General features: G+C 46.3%; 13 protein-coding genes. 4 read left to right on the forward strand and 9 right to left on the reverse strand.

Annotated elements, in window-relative coordinates:
• The first annotated feature begins 29 nt into the window (after positions 1-29).
• Positions 30-512, forward strand: coding sequence for a hypothetical protein (locus tag FKN16_RS01220; RefSeq protein WP_170901812.1), 483 nt, complete (start codon positions 30-32; stop codon positions 510-512).
• Here FKN16_RS01220 and FKN16_RS01225 read toward each other — a convergent pair.
• The 9 genes from FKN16_RS01225 to FKN16_RS01265 form a co-directional block, all read right to left on the reverse strand.
• Complete coding sequence (locus tag FKN16_RS01225; RefSeq protein WP_170901813.1) at positions 509-1,105, reverse strand: methyltransferase domain-containing protein; 597 nt, start codon at positions 1,103-1,105, stop codon at positions 509-511. The genes FKN16_RS01220 and FKN16_RS01225 overlap by 4 nt on opposite strands.
• A gap of 125 nt (positions 1,106-1,230) precedes the next feature.
• Positions 1,231-2,433, reverse strand: a complete 1,203-nt coding sequence (locus FKN16_RS01230) for an AMP-binding protein (RefSeq protein ID WP_170901814.1) — start codon at positions 2,431-2,433, stop codon at positions 1,231-1,233.
• Between the two features lie 9 nt (positions 2,434-2,442).
• Positions 2,443-3,264, reverse strand: a complete 822-nt coding sequence (locus FKN16_RS01235) for an ABC transporter ATP-binding protein (RefSeq protein ID WP_005392594.1) — start codon at positions 3,262-3,264, stop codon at positions 2,443-2,445.
• Between the two features lie 80 nt (positions 3,265-3,344).
• Positions 3,345-4,589: an ABC transporter substrate-binding protein gene (locus tag FKN16_RS01240; RefSeq protein ID WP_006741059.1), complete on the reverse strand. Its 1,245-nt coding sequence runs from the start codon at positions 4,587-4,589 to the stop codon at positions 3,345-3,347.
• 45 nt (positions 4,590-4,634) lie between these two features.
• The gene (locus FKN16_RS01245; RefSeq protein ID WP_006741060.1) at positions 4,635-5,702 is read right to left on the reverse strand and encodes a branched-chain amino acid ABC transporter permease; all 1,068 of its coding nucleotides are present in this window, start codon (positions 5,700-5,702) and stop codon (positions 4,635-4,637) included.
• Between the two features lie 11 nt (positions 5,703-5,713).
• Positions 5,714-6,607, reverse strand: coding sequence for a branched-chain amino acid ABC transporter permease (locus FKN16_RS01250; protein WP_005392598.1), 894 nt, complete (start codon positions 6,605-6,607; stop codon positions 5,714-5,716).
• Positions 6,607-8,559: a long-chain fatty acid--CoA ligase gene (locus tag FKN16_RS01255; protein ID WP_170901815.1), complete on the reverse strand. Its 1,953-nt coding sequence runs from the start codon at positions 8,557-8,559 to the stop codon at positions 6,607-6,609. Before FKN16_RS01255 ends, FKN16_RS01250 begins: the two co-directional genes overlap by 1 nt.
• A complete protein-coding gene (locus tag FKN16_RS01260) occupies positions 8,559-9,359 on the reverse strand; it encodes an ABC transporter ATP-binding protein (RefSeq protein ID WP_170901816.1) in 801 nt (266 codons plus the stop codon). Before FKN16_RS01260 ends, FKN16_RS01255 begins: the two co-directional genes overlap by 1 nt.
• 241 nt (positions 9,360-9,600) lie before the next feature.
• Positions 9,601-11,238, reverse strand: a complete 1,638-nt coding sequence (locus tag FKN16_RS01265; protein WP_170901817.1) for an electron transfer flavoprotein-ubiquinone oxidoreductase — start codon at positions 11,236-11,238, stop codon at positions 9,601-9,603.
• Positions 11,239-11,394: 156 nt separating this feature from the next.
• Here FKN16_RS01265 and FKN16_RS01270 point away from each other — a divergent pair, with 156 nt between their 5' ends.
• From FKN16_RS01270 to FKN16_RS01280, 3 genes are all read left to right on the forward strand, one after another.
• Positions 11,395-12,147, forward strand: coding sequence for an electron transfer flavoprotein subunit beta/FixA family protein (locus tag FKN16_RS01270; RefSeq protein WP_005386149.1), 753 nt, complete (start codon positions 11,395-11,397; stop codon positions 12,145-12,147).
• Complete coding sequence (locus FKN16_RS01275; protein ID WP_170901818.1) at positions 12,144-13,070, forward strand: FAD-binding protein; 927 nt, start codon at positions 12,144-12,146, stop codon at positions 13,068-13,070. The genes FKN16_RS01270 and FKN16_RS01275 overlap by 4 nt, the downstream gene beginning before the upstream one ends.
• Positions 13,071-13,157: 87 nt before the next feature.
• Positions 13,158-15,164 (forward strand): acetoacetate--CoA ligase, encoded by a 2,007-nt coding sequence (locus tag FKN16_RS01280; protein ID WP_170901819.1) that lies wholly within the window; start codon positions 13,158-13,160, stop codon positions 15,162-15,164.
• Positions 15,165-15,177: the final 13 nt, after the last annotated feature.

The following is a 15,177-nucleotide window of genomic DNA, read 5'->3' on the forward strand; positions in this document are numbered from 1 at the left end:
CACAGCACGTATCGATGAGGTTTAAGAGATTGAAGGCAGAAGAGTTTTTTGACAACCATTACCTTTCTATTTGGGTTTTTCTTGTTGGCGTGGCAGTCATTACCTTGATTATGATGGGAGGCGGCATGGCAGTAACGTTGCTGGCAATATTGATTGACCAGTCGTCTGAGCACTTAACAACTGATGCTTTCTTGGCTCTAAACTTTTCTTTTGCTGGGATCATGACTCTACTGCTTGTTATCCCAAACATGATGATTGTTAGAGGCAAACCTAAAGCGGCAGAAATCAACTTAATCAATATTTACTTTCAGCTCCTTGTTTACGCTCTTGGCCTATTCCTTCTTGAAGATGAACATAAATTTTTTTTTGTTAGTTTTGTACTTTTTCCTATTATCGCTCTCTGGCTCATGGCATCGACCAAATATCATACATTTGTGACTTACTTTTCAGCGATTAAAAAAGAGCCAGAAAGTTTCCGCGAATACTTCTTCAAAAAGATTAAAAGCGACTAACACTTCTGCCACACCATCCAATACTCCTTACCTTTAAATACATCCACACTATTTGTAACGGGTGAAGATTCAATAAGTGTAAACGTTGGTTCAAAATGTTGCGCCAACTCCCCACTTCGCAAACAAAATGGAGGGAAGCGAGAGTGATAATCATCATCTATAACGAAATAACCAATTAACAAACCGTCTCTTGGCAGCAATTTATCCACCATAGCAAAGTAATCTGGCCACTGGTCTCTCGGTAGTGCAGCGAGAAAGGCACGCTCGTAAATCACATCAAATGAGTGCGTAGAGTCAGCGTTAAATACATCCCCTAGCACGACTTTACCTTTGTGCTTGCCTAACGTCGATTGCGCCATTTTTACTGCTTGTTGGCTGTAATCCATCGCGATCACATCATGCCCATATTGAATAAAAGAGCTGAGTTCATAAGCAGCGCCACAGCCAGGGATAAATACAGACTGACCGCTATTAAGCGCTTTTTCTAGGTAAGCTTTTAGCTCTTGAGGTGTGGTTTTGGCATCCCATGGCATAGTGCCTTGGGTAAACAAATTATCCCAAAACTGTTGATTGATGGTCGGTGCCTGCTTCATTTATCGCCCTCCTGATTGTACTGGCACAAAAAGAAAGGGATACGCAGCACAATGTGGTATCCCCTCTCCTAGCCTTTGATTTTTACGTTGTTAGCTTTTTTATAACTGCGGTTTACAATGACGGATTAACTGCGCAAGTCATTGATTAACGGCTGTTCGGTCTGATTGGACACGAACTGGACATTGCCTTTCAGTTTGGTGACAGACTGGAGTGTCGCTTGAATGTCCTCTGCCGAGACATGAACATCATGACAGCAGAAAGTAATGGTATCGTTGAAGCCATCACGCTCAATTTTCAAGGAGCCTTTAATATCGTGGCGACGACAGACTTCTTGGATCTGATGCGGATAAACAAACAGGCCTTTTACTTTCACCGCTGAGTCCGCACGCCCCATCCAGCCTTTAATTCGCGCATTCGTGCGTGGCGAATCCGAGCCCGTTCCTAGGTATGCCGATAAATCTCCCGTTGCGTAGCGAATCAGCGGAAACTTCTCATCGAGCGATGTCACGACCACTTCGCCGACTTCTCCCAGTTGTACAGGAATGCCATCAGGATTAACGATTTCAACGATAATATCTTCGGCAACCACCAAGCCTTGCTCGCCAGACACTTGATAAGCAATCAAACCAAGCTCAGCACTTGCGTAGGCTTGAGAGACTGCAATTCTTTTAACCTCAAACATCTGTTGCATGTCTGCAGTGACTGCTTCACCAGAGACTAGCGCTTTGGTAAAACTCGGCGACTCACCATATTTCTCTTGGTACTTTTGTAGCAACGTCAGCAAGTAAGAAGGCGTGCCCGTATAACCCGTTGGCTGCAACTGTTTAATCGCTTCAATTTGTGCTTCGGTATTCCCGACACCCGCTGGAAATACCGCGCAGCCACAAGCTCTTGCGCCACCATCCATAATAAATCCACCAGGCGAGAAATGATAAGAGAGCGTGTTATGCACTAAATCGCCCGCACTAAATCCAGCCGCGTGAAACGCGCGCCCCATACGCCAGAAATCCACCTCATCCGTTTGTGCCTCATACAACGGCCCCGGTGATTGGAATACACGCGCCATCTGACCAATCGCAACACTATTTAAACCACCAAACGGCGGTTTAAGTTGCTGCTGGTTTGGCATATTGAATTTGCGCGTAATTGGAAACTGGGTAAGCCCTTCACGATTATTCGCCAATGTAGGATCTAACTCAGCAAAATGCGCCGCATAATGTTCGCTGTTGGCTTTTGCATTTTCAATCAACGTTGGCAGACGTTGAAACAGCGATTCTTCTCGTGCCTGCGGAGATAACGATTCTTTCGCATCAAATAGTTCGTTCATCCTTGCTCCTTATAACCAACGCTTACGACGTTTGTAAGATTTCAGATTCTTGAAGCTCTTGCGATCTTCATCGCCGCCGCCAAGGTAGAACTCTTTCACATCTTCATTGTTTAGCAGTTCGTGCTTGCTGCCATCCAGTACGATTTTGCCTGATTCCATGATGTAACCGTAATCGGCCGCTTGAAGGGCAAAGTTGGCATTCTGCTCAACCAAAAGCATGGTAATGCCTTGATCTTTATTAATCTTGTTAATAATGCTGAACACCTCCTTCACCAACAGCGGCGAAAGCCCCATCGAAGGTTCATCCAACAAGATCATTTTTGGACGAGCCATCAGTGCACGACCAATCGCTAGCATTTGCTGCTCACCACCTGACAAATAACCCGCTAGACCGGTGCGCTCTTTAAGGCGAGGGAAATAATCAAACACCATTTCGATGTCTTGCTCGACTTCGTTGTCCGTACGCGTGTAAGCGCCTAAGCGAAGATTTTCTATTACCGTCATGTCTTCAACAATTCGGCGCCCTTCCATAACTTGGAAGATGCCCGAACGGACGATCTCTTCCGGGCTTTTGTTGTCTATGCGCTCGCCCATGAAGTTGATTTCACCGCGCGTCACTTCACCATCTTCGGTTTTCAACAAACCAGAAATAGCTTTTAACGTCGTGGATTTACCCGCACCGTTGGCGCCCAGTAAGGTCACAATCTGCCCTTTTGGAACTTCTAAGCTCACACCGCGAAGTACTAGTATTACTTCGTCGTAGACGACTTCAATGTTGTTCACTGAAAGCAGTATTTCTGCCGGTTCGATATTCGTTGCTAATTCAGCCATCAAACTACTCCTTACTAGGGTGAGAGTGTTCTCTCACCCATCCTTATTTTCAGTAAGCTTTGTTATTAATAAGTCGTAGATTAGTAACCTAGCCAATCGTCACGACGTGACAATGTCACTTGGGACACTTTCTTAATATCGACTGCGCCGCCGTTGTTGTTACCCATAAACACGTTCACGGTTGTTGTGCCACGGTGATCTTCCGGCTTCCAGTTCGCAGGTACACAAACACCTTCTAAGCCTTGTGGGACCCAGTTGTCATGGACATACATGCCCTTCTTGATGTTTTCACCCGTGATGCCACCGTTGTCTTTCGCCCACTCCATCGCTTCTTTCATGTAGAACGCAGAACAAATGCCGCGAATGTAGTGGTGAGTTCTAAACTCGCCAGGCTCTGATTCAGACTGCTTAGAAATCTCACGAACCAGTTTCATGCCTTCGTTATCGTCTCCCCAAAACGCCGTCATGCCAGGAAAAACGTAATCTTTAAGGCCATCGCCCGCCGCTTCAAGTACTGGTTTGTCACCGCCCCAAATGTTCGCCATGTACTGGAACTCTGTACCAACCGTATTACAAGACTTCACGAGTGAGATTACCGAGCTACCGATATTGGCAATGTAACCGTAGTTGGTGCCAGACTCTTTGAGTGACAGACATTGTGCTTTGAAGTCCCCTGGTTTTAGTGACACAACGACTGGGTTTTGCACCTCAAAACCAAGCTCTTCAGCATATTCTGCACACGCTTCTTTTGGCGCATTCGGGAATGGGTGGTTATCGCCAATATGGGTAAATTTCGGCGCACCTTGGTTGCCCTTTGATTCCCAATCTTCTTTCGCCCACTTCACTAGTGCACGACACGCATCTGAGTACGACGCACCATAGAAGAAGTTATAAGGCGCTGGTTTCGCGGTTTTTGGGTTCTTGCCGGTTGGGTCCGTTAAGTGACCTGAATAAGAGGCAGAGAACACTGGCACTTTGTCTTTGGTCACAAACGAGATGAGTGCTTCGGTATCTGCCGTGCCCCAACCTTGTAGCGCAACCATGTCTTTACGCGCCACCCAACGTTTGTAGTTGGAAATGGCTACTGGCACTTTATACGCCATGTCTACCGTTTCAAATTCGAGCTCAGTACCATTAATGCCACCGTTTTGGTTGATCCAGCGTAATGCGTCTCGCACACCAGAACCATAAGGCTTACTCACGTAGGCTGTTGGTCCAGAAAAGTCGACCAATTGCCCGACAAATACAGAGTCTTTTGCCCAAGTGGCGGTAGTAAACAGTGCCGAAGATAGCACCAACGTTGTCGCTAAATGTCCTTTGTTCATAACTCGTTGTCCTTGTTATTGAGGTATATTCCACTTAATTCCACGTTAATATGAGAACGGATAGTGTTTCCAATATGCTCTAATCTGTTGCCAGCGATGCGATAACCCTTGAGGTTCGAAAATAAGGAACAGCATGATGACCAAGCCGATCGCCATTTCTTTGAAGTAAGCAAGCCCATCAACGAACGAAGTGTTATTGCTAAACGCAGCCAACCCCGTCACGCCAAACTCCAACACTTCTGGCAGTAATACGATAAATATCGTGCCCATCAATGTGCCTTTGACGGAACCCAAGCCACCAATGATGATCATTGCCAAGAACTGGATAGACATCATGATGGTGAAACCTTCTGCTGATACAAAACCTAGATAATGTCCGTAGAGTGCGCCCCCGATGCCCGCATAGAATGCGCACACACCAAATGAGAGCAGACGATATTTGGTTAGGTTGATGCCCATGATTTCTGCCGACAGGTAGTGATCTCGTACCGAGACAAACGCGCGACCATCACGAGAACGGATCAAGTTCGATGCCCACATGTACATAAAGATCAACGCAAACAGAGCAATGTAGAAGAAGCTTTCATCGGTCGTAAACTCAAAGCCAAACAGATTGATAGGGTTTGCACCAGCACCATATGAGCCGCCACTGAACCAGTCTGCGCGAGCAAAGAAGTCCTCTAAAATAAACTGCGCAGCCAAAGTCGCAATCGCGAGGTATAAGCCTTTAATTCGCGCAGCTGGCAGACCAAACAGCATCCCGACAATCATGGTTAAGTAACCCGCAAGCGGAATCGCAAACACGACTGGAATGTTGAACTGGTTATTTAGCCAAGCCGATGCAAAGGCGCCAAAGCCAAAGAACGCACCGTGACCTAGCGAGATTTGTCCTGTAAAACCAACCAGAATGTTTAAGCCCAATGCCGCGATACCGAGGTATGCAATCTGAATAAACAGGTTGAGGAAGTAAATATCCAAGACCAGCGGTGCTGCCAGCATGGCGATAACACCAGCAATCGCAAGGCTTCTGATGGTTTTGGTTTCAAAAATTGGCGTATCACTTTTGTATGTGGTTCGAAAATCCCCACATGGGCGCATGCTAAGTTGAGCCATGTTATTTCTCCTTAAATACGCTCAATATCTTTGGTACCAAACAGGCCATATGGCTTGAAGGCAAGAATGATTAACAGCACATAGAATGGTGCGATGTTGTACAGGTTACCCACTTGCAGGTATTGGCTATCAAAAAACTCAGCTAAGTTCTCTAGCACCCCGATGGTGATACCACCGACAATTGCGCCGACTACAGAATCTAAGCCACCTAAAATAACGGCTGGGAAAACTTTGATACCAATAATGGATAGCGCGTCAGATACGCCGTTAACGATCCCGATAACAATCCCTGCTGTTGCAGATACCATGGCCGAAATAGCCCAACTGATGGCGAACACTTTCTTGATGGAAATGCCAAGACTCTGGGCGACTTGCTGGTTAAATGCCGTTGCGCGCATTGCCAGACCCATTTTGCTGAATTTGAAGAACCAGTAGAACGCCCCCATGATGAGCATCGAGAAGATCAAACTCAGAATGTAAGCGAACTCAACGTTCAAACCACCGATATTCACCACATTTGTTTCGAACACTTGCGGATACGACACAGCCGAGACACCAAATATCCATTTCATCAATGCTTGGAAGAACATAGACAGACCGATGGTCACCATGATCACAGAGATAATCGGTTCACCAATTAACGGTCTGAGCACAATGGTTTGCACGGCGATACCGAACACCATCATGAACGCGAGCGTGAGTAAAAAGCCGATAAAAAATGGCAGTTGCAGATGAACAAGCGCCGCCCAACATACCCACGCGCCAATCAGCAAGAACTCACCCTGAGCGAAGTTGACCACCTGGGTCGATTTGTATATCAGTACAAAGCACATGGCGACCACGCCATACAACATGCCAACGATCACGCCATTAATGACGAGTTGCAGTAATAAATCCGTATTCACTATGCGATCCTCCGTTGTTCGCTATCCACCAGTGTTGGCTCATGTTCAATAAGCGTTTCAATCACTAGCGACGTTTGAATGCGTGTTTTGGTGCCATCCTGATAAGTGATCACCGTATCCACATCGACTTTTGGATCGTCGCTGTAGATGGTTTCGATGATGTCTCCGTATTTCTCCGCAACCACACCACGACGCACTTTACGCGTACGAGTTAGCTCTCCATCGTCGGCATCCAGCTCTTTGTAAAGTAGAATGAATTTGCTGATCTTCTGTGCATCTGGCAGTGATTCGTTCACTTTCAGCACTTCTTCACGAATGGCTTGATACACTTCTGGTTGAGCAGATAAGTTGGTGTAGTTAGTGAATGCTAAGCCTCGCTGCTCTGCCCACTTCGCGACGATCGCATAGCGAATACAGATGATGGCAGACAGCCAAGGTCGACCTTTACCTACCACCACGGCTTCTGCAATAAACGGCGAGAACTTGAGTTTGTTTTCAATGAACTGCGGAGAGTAGCGGTCGCCGTGGCTGGTTTCAGACATATCTTTCAGACGATCAATCACCACCAAGTGACCGGAATCTTTAAAATAGCCCGCATCGCCTGTGTGCATCCAACCATCTTGAACATCTTCATCATATGCTGCTTGGTTGTTTAAGTAGCCAGTAAACATGCCTGTACTTTTCGCGATGATTTCACCAACGCCATTGCTGTCCGGGTTGATGACTTTCACATCTGCATTATCAAACGCAACACCAACGGAATCGTAATCCACATCATCCGCTTGGTGCACAGTGTATGCGCCACACATTTCGGTCTGACCATAAAGCTGCTTAAGTGGCACACCAATAGCTTGTAGGTAACGGAAAGTGTCAGGCCCCATCGCCGCGCCGCCCGTTGCAGCAGATGCTAGATTCGAGAAACCTAAGCGGTCACGCAGAGCACGTAGCAAAATCCATTCAGCGAGTTTTGAACGTTTACCCTGCTCCAACGCTTTATTCGCTAAGCTCATGCCCAGTTTGTACATCTTCTGCTTAAACGGTGTGGAATCCATCATTCGTGCAGACACGTCTGCCACAATGTTTTCCCACACTCGCGGCGCAAGCAGCACGAAGTTCGGGCCAATTTCGCGCAAGTCGGACATCATGGTTTCTTGTTCTTCCACGAAGTTAACGATTTGACGAGAAATCAACGCCTGACCAACCACATATACCTGCTCCATAATCCAAGGCAAAGGCAGAACAGAAACGTAGTTGTCGCCTGGAGAGCGCGGGTCGGCACGCAGATAAGCCGCACAGTGATCTAAGAAAGTGCCGCTGTGTAGCTGAGCCAACTTTGGTTTGGAAGTCGTACCCGACGTGGTACAAAGAATCGAAAGATCACTGCCTTTGGTTGCCGCAACCATATTGAGATATTTATCCGGATCCGCTTTGTCGATCAGTTGACCTTTTTTATAGACCTTTTCAACGTCAATCAGTCGTGGGTCGTCGTACTTGCGCATTCCACGCGGGTCACAATAGATAATGAATTCTACGCTTGGGATCTCATCACCGAGCTCAAGTAGCTTATCGCATTGCTCTTCATCTTCCGCAACCACGACTTTTGCTTTGGCATAGTTGATGAGGTACGCCACTTCTTCGTGCATGGAATCTTGATAGATACCCAGCGAGAAACCTTTGATCGCATGTGCGGCCAACTCGCCCCACACCCATTCCGGGCGGTTATCACCCAGCAAACCAACAACGTCTTGCTCACCAACACCTAAATCTTGCAGTGCCAGAGACATCCACTTCACTCGGTTTTCATAATCTTGCCAAGTGAACTCTCGCCAAATACCAAACTCCTTTTCACGCATTGCGACTTGCTCGGGCCAGTGCTTGGCGTTGTGCTGCAATACTTTTGGAAAGGTATCTAAGCGGGTTATATCTGCCCAATCATTATGTTGCTGTGCCATTATGCACTCTCCTCTAATGTCGGTAGCTCTTCGCCTAAGTACGCTTGTTTCACATGTGGGTTGGCCATCACTTCTTCTGGCTCGCCCATCGCAATGTGTTTACCAAAATCCAACACCAATACGCGATTAGAGATATCCATCACCACGCCCATATCGTGCTCGATCATGATGATGGTGATGTCTAACTCTTCATTCAGATCCATGATGTAACGCGCCATGTCTTCCTTTTCTTCCAAGTTCATGCCTGCCATTGGTTCATCAAGCAGCAGTAACTTAGGTTTTAAGGCAATGGCACGAGCAAGCTCTACACGTTTACGTAAACCGTAAGATAGCGTGCCTGCGGTTGCTTTACGGATGTGCTGGATTTCAAGAAAATCGATTACGTCTTCTACGTATTTACGGTGCGCCATTTCTTCTTTCTGCGCGTTAGAGAACCAGTAAAGTGGCCCTGTGACGAAGTTGTTTTTCAGTAGGTGATGTCGACCAACCATAATGTTGTCGAGTACCGACATATGAGAAAAGAGTGCTAAGTTCTGGAAGGTCCTTCCCAACCCTAACTCAGCTCGTTGGCTAGGTGTTCGTTTGGTTACATCATCTCCAGCGAAGATTACAGAGCCTTTGTTTGGTGTGTATCGACCAGAGATGCAATTGAGCATTGAGGTTTTACCTGCACCGTTTGGACCAATGATTGAAAAAATTTCCTTTGCATTCACATGGAAGCTCACGTCAGTTAGAGCTTTCACCCCACCAAAAGCCAATGAAATATCGTTTACCTGCAATAGAGGCGATTCCGATACCATAGTTGATCTCCCTTTCGTTATTTAAGTGCGTTCCATTGAGCACTATTTGATCAAACCTAACTTTGATACTGGTAACCGCTTTTACACCTATGCATCAACTTTGTATTCAGTTTACGTAAACGTCAATTTAAAATCAGAATAGTGCTTGAAAGATTAAGTTGCAATCGAGTTCATCGAGAAAGATTTGAACTAACGCAAACTTTAAGTAAATAAATTGTTAATAAAAATTATTCTCAGACGACTACATATTCGGATAGTTAGGGCCACCACCACCTTCCGGCGGTGTCCAGGTAATATTTTGACTTGGATCTTTGATGTCGCAGGTCTTACAGTGGATACAGTTCGCCGCATTTATTTGCAGCTCTGGCTGCTGATCCCCCTGTACGATTTCATAAACGCCAGCCGGGCAATAGCGCTGTGCTGGCTCTGCATATAACTCAAGATTCTGCTCGATGGGAATGCGCTGGTTCGCCAAACGTAAGTGGCACGGCTGATCCTCTTCATGGAAGATATTGGATAGATAGACAGAAGAAAGGCGATCGAAACTTAACACACCGTCAGGCTTTGGATAGACAATTTCATTGCTGTTTTCCGCCAATAGCAGAGACTGATGGTCGGGCTTACCACAACGGATATGCCACTTAGCTTTGCCTTTTAACACGTTATGTTCCAGCAGCGCTAAGCCACCGCCCAGCCACGATCCAAAGCGGTGAATGCCACTTGAGAAGTTACGTGCTTGATAAAGCTCTTCATACAGCCAAGACTGTTTGAAATGCTTTTGATAATCAACAGTAACAGACTGACTCTCAAGGGCTTCACATACTGCTTCAGCGGCAAGCATGCCAGATTTCATTGCGGTGTGCGTGCCTTTGATTTTAGCGCCGTTAAGCGTTCCTGCATCACAGCCAATCAACAAGCCACCAGCAAACTGTTGCGTGGGAAGCGAATGGAAACCGCCCTTGGTGATCGCTCTTGCGCCATAACTAATGCGTTTACCATTTTTGAGGTATTGCTCAATCAACGGGTGATGTTTAAAACGCTGAAATTCATCGAATGGACTCAAGTGCGGATTCTTATAGTTCAAGTCAACAATCAACCCGACGGCAACTTGGTTTCCCTCTAAATGGTAGAGGTAGCTGCCACCTGTGGCTTCGTTCGCTAACGGCCAGCCTAAGCCGTGAACCACTAACCCTTGTTGATGCTGCTCTGGTGGTATTTCCCACAACTCTTTAAAGCCGATAGCGTAATGTTGAGGCGTTTTATCTTCAGCGAGATTAAATCGATTAATCAACTGCTTACCAATATGACCCCGCGCGCCTTCAGCAAATAAAGTAAACTTCGCTCGCAGTTCAATACCAGGTTCGAAATTTCCTTTTTGTTCACCATTTTTGTCCAATCCCATATCGCCCGTGATCACGCCACAAACGCGGTTGTCTTCATCGATGATGGCTTGACTGGCGGTAAAACCTGGGTAGATCTCCACCCCTAAGTTCTCAGCCTGCAACGCCATCCATCGGCATAGACTGCCCAAACTTATAATGTAATTACCGTCGTTATGTAACGTATTAGGCACTGCCCAAGAAGGCAGTTCATGACCATTGATTTCATTGCCTAGATAGTAGGTTTTATCTTGGTTTACTTTGGTATTGAGCGGTGCGCCTTTTTCCTGCCAATCTGGAAACAGTTCATCCAAACTGCGCGTTTCAAACACCGCACCCGATAAAATATGCGCTCCAACTTCAGAGCCTTTTTCTACCACGCAAACAGAGAGGTCTTGTTCTTTCTCTGCGGCTAACTGTTTGATTCGGCATGCCGCAGACAAACCTGCGGGACCAGCGCCTACAATCAGAACATCAAATTCCATGCAGTCTCTTTCCATGATTGCATTCCTTTTTCTTTGCATGTTGCCAACTTGTTAAGCAACAATATATTTAAAGTTGACGCAAACGTAAAGGTAAATTAACATCATTTTAAAGACGTCATCACATCGTCTTCACTGTAAACACATAGTCTTCACTGTAAAAAGGAATCTAACGTGAAAATACTAGTGCCAATCAAAAGGGTCATTGATCCCTACGTTAAAGTTCGTGTGAAAGCGGACCATAGCGATGTTGAAACCAATAACGTCAAGATGACGATTAATCCATTTTGCGAAATAGCCGTTGAAGAAGCCGTACGACTAAAAGAGCAAGGTATTGCAGATGAAGTCATCGTTGTCAGTGCTGGCGGTAGCCAATGTCAGGAGCAACTACGTACTGCGCTTGCGTTAGGTGCCGATCGCGCTATTCATGTCGATACTGAAGACAAAATAGAGCCATTAGTCGTCGCTAAGCTGCTCAAAGCTCTGGTCGAGCAAGAACAAGCACAGCTTGTGATTACGGGTAAACAGTCGATTGATACCGACAACAACCAAGTGGCTCAGATGTTGGCAGCCCTACTTGACTGGCCTCAAGCAACTTTCGCTTCAGACGTGAAGATAGAAGATCAAAAAGTTCAGGTCGTGAGAGAAGTGGACGGCGGCTTGATGACGGTCGCGATGAACTTACCTGCGGTGATCAGTACTGACTTACGCCTGAATGAACCGCGTTTTGCCTCTTTGCCTAATATCATGAAAGCTAAGCGCAAGCCGTTAGATACAATCACACCTGACAGTCTGGGTGTTGAAGTGGTATTTAGCCAAACCATTCAAGAAGTCACACCGCCAGCGCAAAGAAAAGGTGGCATCAAGGTTGAATCTGTCTCAGAGCTTCTCGATAAGCTGCGTAACGAAGCGAAGGTGATTTCATGAAGAACTTAATCATAGCAGAGCATGACAATAACCAATTGCATGCGGACACACTCAAAGTGGTTAATGCAGCAAAACAAGTCAGCCAAGACAATGTTTTGATCGTAATAGGCCACCAGTGTGAAGAAGTCGCTCAGCAAGCTTGTCGCGTTGATGGTATATCAAACGTAATTTGTGTCGATGATGAGCAACTTAAGCATCAATTTGCCGAGAGTATCGCACCTATCGTGGTCGGTTTTTCTGAAGGTTTTGACGCCATCTGGGCTAGCTCATCATCAAAAGGAAAAGATCTTGCACCGCGAATTGCAGCGAAGTTCGGCGTTGGGCAAATCTCCGATATTGTCCAAGTTATCGATGAAAACACCTTTATTCGTCCTATTTACGCAGGGAATGCATTTGCCAAAGTGACCACCAGCGACAAGGTTCGCGTCGTCACAGTGCGCGCGTCTGCGTTTGAGCCGGTTACTTGTCACAATCAAGCTGACATTGAGCATCAGCAAGTCACCATCTCAGCTCCAATGGTTGAATTGGTTTCTGTCGATAAAACCGTGTCAGAGCGTCCTGAATTAAGCGCGGCAGAGGTGGTTGTGTCAGGTGGACGCGGAGTCGGTAGCAAAGAGAACTTCGCATTGATCGAACAAGTCGCCGATAAACTGGGGGCCGCCATTGGCGCTTCTCGCGCGGCGGTTGATGCTGGGTTTGTTGCCAACGATTTACAAGTGGGTCAAACCGGTAAAATCGTTGCGCCTAAGCTTTATATTGCAGTTGGGATCTCCGGTGCCATCCAACACCTTGCAGGAATGAAGGAATCCAAAGTGATTGTCGCGATCAACAAAGATCCAGAATCTCCTATCTTTGAAGTTGCCGACTATGGATTGGTTGGTGATTTATTTGAGGTACTACCTCAGCTTGCCGAACAACTTTAAACAATCAGATAAGGGGCGAACACTGCTATGTTCGCCCCTTTATTTTGTTTTGGTCATATTCAAAAAGAATTGAAATTAGAGGGACCTATGCAAAATTCTGCACCTATTTGGTCACCATCTGCTGAGCGCATCAGCAATAGTAACTTGCTACGATTTATCGAGACGGTTAATGCGCACCAAACCGAAGATATCTCAATCAATAATTACACGTCTTTACACCAGTGGTCCATTGACCATAATGACGAATTTTGGCGACATACCTGGCATTTCTGTAACGTCATTGGAAATATTGGCTCGCAAGTCAAAAGCCTTGGTGCTCCCAAGTGGACACAGACAGATTCTACTCAGAGCCATGTAAATAGAGACACAGTATGGTTTGCTGACGCCACGCTGAACTATGCAGAGAATCTCCTCTCTCAGGCCGAACAAACACCTGAGCGTGAGTTTATCGTTTTTACTAATGAAAGCGGTGAACACAGGCAGCTCACTGGTACACAGTTGCTTGAACAAGTTTCCGTCATTCAGCAATGGCTACTCACTTGTGATGTTGGTAAAGGCGACGTCGTTGCGGGCTATTTGCCCTACCTTCCAGAAACCGTTATTGCCATGCTGGCCACCACCAGCCTTGGCGCTATTTGGACTTCAACCTCGCCTGATTTTGGTATCGATAGCGTCGTAGAGCGTTTTGGTCAGGTCAAACCGAAAGTTCTTTTTTGCTGTGATGGCTACCAGTTCGGAGGCAAAGCTTTCGATATGACGGACAAGAACACCACTCTTAGTAGCAAGCTAAGCAGAGTCTCCGAAGACGCAACCATTAGCGTATGCCAAATCGAATATTTACAAAACGCTAAGAGTGCTTGCACTTCTGACTTTGTGTATTGGTCCGATATTACTCACCACTTTTCTCCACAATCAATTCAATATCAACCAACACTGTTTAATGACCCGTTATTCGTTTTGTATTCTTCTGGTACAACAGGTCAACCTAAGTGTATTGTCCATTCCGTGGGCGGTACCTTGCTCAATCACCTCAAAGAACATCAACTGCATTGCGACATCAAATCGCAAGACAAGGTTTTCTACTACACAACATGTGGCTGGATGATGTGGAACTGGCATGTTTCAGCACTTGCGAGTGGAGCAACCTTAGTGATTTACGACGGTAGTCCGGTTTACCCTGATCACTCGGTCTTATGGCGATTAGTGGACGAACATAGCGTGTCGTTGTTTGGTACTTCAGCGAAATACTTAGAGGCACTGGAGCATGCGAACTGCTCTCCAAAACTAGAACATGACCTGAAGTCACTCAAAACTCTGTGCTCAACTGGTTCGGTGCTTTACCCAGAACAATTTAATTATGTCTATCAGCACATCAAGCAGGACTTGCATCTCGCTTCTATCGCTGGCGGCACGGATATTTGCGGGTGCTTTGTACTTGGAAACCCTATCTCACCAGTTTACAAAGGCGAATGCCAAGGTGCAGGGCTTGGAATCGACGTGCGTATTTTGGACGACGAGGGAAAAACCATTACACAGCAACGCGGCGAACTGACTTGCAATAACTCGCTACCTAACTTCCCTATCGGCTTTTGGCACGACGACGGCGAACGCTATCACAACGCTTATTGGGGCAAGTTTACTGATATCTGGCACCACGGCGACGATGTGATGCAAACCGAACATGGCGGCTTTATTTTTTACGGCCGTAGTGATGCGACATTGAATCCAGGCGGCGTACGAATCGGCACCGCTGAGATTTATCAGCAAGTGAACGCGTTACCCGAGGTCGAGGACTCCATCGCCGTCGGCAAGTTAAACCAGCAGTCTGAAGAAATCTGGTTACTAGTAAAACTAGCTCACGAGGTCGAGTTAACCCAACAACTCACCGATTCAATTCGCCAAACACTAAAATCAAAATGTTCACCACGCCATGTGCCACGCCAAATTTTTGCTATCAGTGATATTCCTAAAACGCGATCAGGAAAACTGGTTGAACTAGCCGTGAAACAACTGGTGAACGGGCAAGCTGTAAAAAATATTGGTGCCATTGCTAACCCAGAAGTGCTGGAAGAAATTAGCCAGCTTAATCAATAGTGACAATTGGTTA

Source organism: Vibrio sp. 11-4(1) (assembly GCF_013048625.1).
In the GTDB taxonomy this organism is placed as follows: Bacteria; Pseudomonadota; Gammaproteobacteria; order Enterobacterales; family Vibrionaceae; genus Vibrio; species Vibrio diabolicus.